We start from the raw sequence: 1,570 nt of genomic DNA, 5'->3' as shown, positions 1-1,570 counted from the left end.
CAACCGCAGGTGCGGTCAGATACAGCAGCGCGATGAAGACCAGCGCCCAGCCAGCGGACCAACGTGCGTCAGATACTTTCGGTACGGTGAAGAAGCGCATGATTACGTGCGGCAGACCGGCGGTACCGATCATCAGCGACAGCGTAAACAACACCATGTTCAGCGTATTCGAATGATGGGCAGTGTAGTCGTTGAAGCCCAGCTCGGTCACGATGGCGTCCAGTTTGGTCAGCAGTGGCTCACCGCCGGCAGTATCACCGAACAGACCCAGAGCAGGAATTGGATTACCTGTCAGCTGCAACGAGATGAAAATGGCCGGGATAGTATAGGCGGTGATCAGTACGCAGTACTGAGCGACCTGAGTATAGGTCACGCCCTTCATCCCGCCAAACACCGCGTAGGCAAACACAACGCCTGCACCAATCAACAACCCTGTGGTGTTTGACACTTCGAGGAAGCGGCCAAAGGCCACGCCAACGCCGGTCATCTGGCCGATCACGTAGGTCACGGAAGCTACGATCAGGCAGATTACCGCAACGATGCGCGCGGTCTGACTGTAAAAACGGTCGCCAATGAACTCTGATACCGTGAATTTGCCAAACTTACGCAGGTAAGGGGCAAGCAGCAGTGCCAGCAGAACGTAGCCACCGGTCCAGCCCATCAGGAACGAGCTGTTGTCATAGCCGGTAAAGGCGATGAGGCCAGCCATCGAGATGAACGAGGCCGCAGACATCCAGTCCGCCGCTGTCGCCATGCCGTTGGTGACCGGGTGAACGCCGCGCCCGGCGGCGTAGAATTCCGATGTGGAACCCGCGCGGGCCCAGATCGCGATGCCGATGTATAGCGCAAAGGACGCGCCCACAAACAGCAGGTTGATTGTAAACTGGTCCATTCCGCTTACTCCTCGTCCACGCCGTATTCAGCGTCCAGCTTGTTCATGCGCCAGGCGTAGTTGAAGATCAGCACCAGAAAGACCAGAATCGATCCCTGCTGGGCGAACCAAAAGCCCAGATCAGTGCCGCCTACGGGGATACCTGACAGCAGCGGACGCAGCAGGATGCCGAATCCAAATGACACCAGCGCCCAGATGATCAGGCTGATGACGATAAGGCGCAGGTTGGCCTGCCAATAGCCCTTATCGGACTCGGCAGTCTGCGCGGAGTTTGTTGATTGATCCGCCATTGCGGGTTCCTCCTTGCTTCCTCCTTGGGCGACCCTTTGTCCATTTCCTCCAGCGCGCAGGGCCGCTTTTTGATATGCCGAATACCCGCGTGGCATCAGGCAAGACTTCTCCGGTCCGCCAAGGCGGGTCCATTGAAGTATTCTTTAGGAATTCGGCCCTTGTTCAGGGCGGGCCGACTTCCCTTAGTTCATCGCGTCGTTGACGATCCTTTCCAGATTGCCTGCGATGTCGTTGATATTGCCCATGGCGTTCAGGCCTTTCAGAACCCCATGATCTTGGTAGTAAGTAATCAGCGGCGCGGTCTGCGCGTGATAGGCCGCCAGACGCGATGCAACTGTCTCGGCGTTGTCATCGGCTCGGCGCTTGAACTCTGTGCTGCCACACTTG

At 57.5% G+C, this 1,570-nt stretch carries 3 protein-coding genes; all 3 read right to left on the bottom strand.

Annotated elements, in window-relative coordinates; all coding sequences use genetic code 11:
* The coding region (locus E1297_RS12690; RefSeq protein WP_196223294.1) for a VC_2705 family sodium/solute symporter at positions 1-892 on the bottom strand (892 nt) is incomplete at its 3' end.
* Between the two features lie 5 nt (positions 893-897).
* Positions 898-1,182 (bottom strand): DUF4212 domain-containing protein, encoded by a 285-nt coding sequence (locus E1297_RS12685; protein WP_155138626.1) that lies wholly within the window; start codon positions 1,180-1,182, stop codon positions 898-900.
* Between the two features lie 183 nt (positions 1,183-1,365).
* Positions 1,366-1,570, bottom strand: a 205-nt coding sequence (locus tag E1297_RS49130) for a nucleoside monophosphate kinase (protein WP_196223293.1), incomplete at its 5' end; no start/stop codon positions are given.

It is taken from the genome of Roseibium sp. RKSG952 (assembly GCF_009711355.1).
The sequence above is the reverse complement of the archived record's forward strand: the minus strand, read 5'-3'. Positions and strand labels throughout refer to the sequence as shown.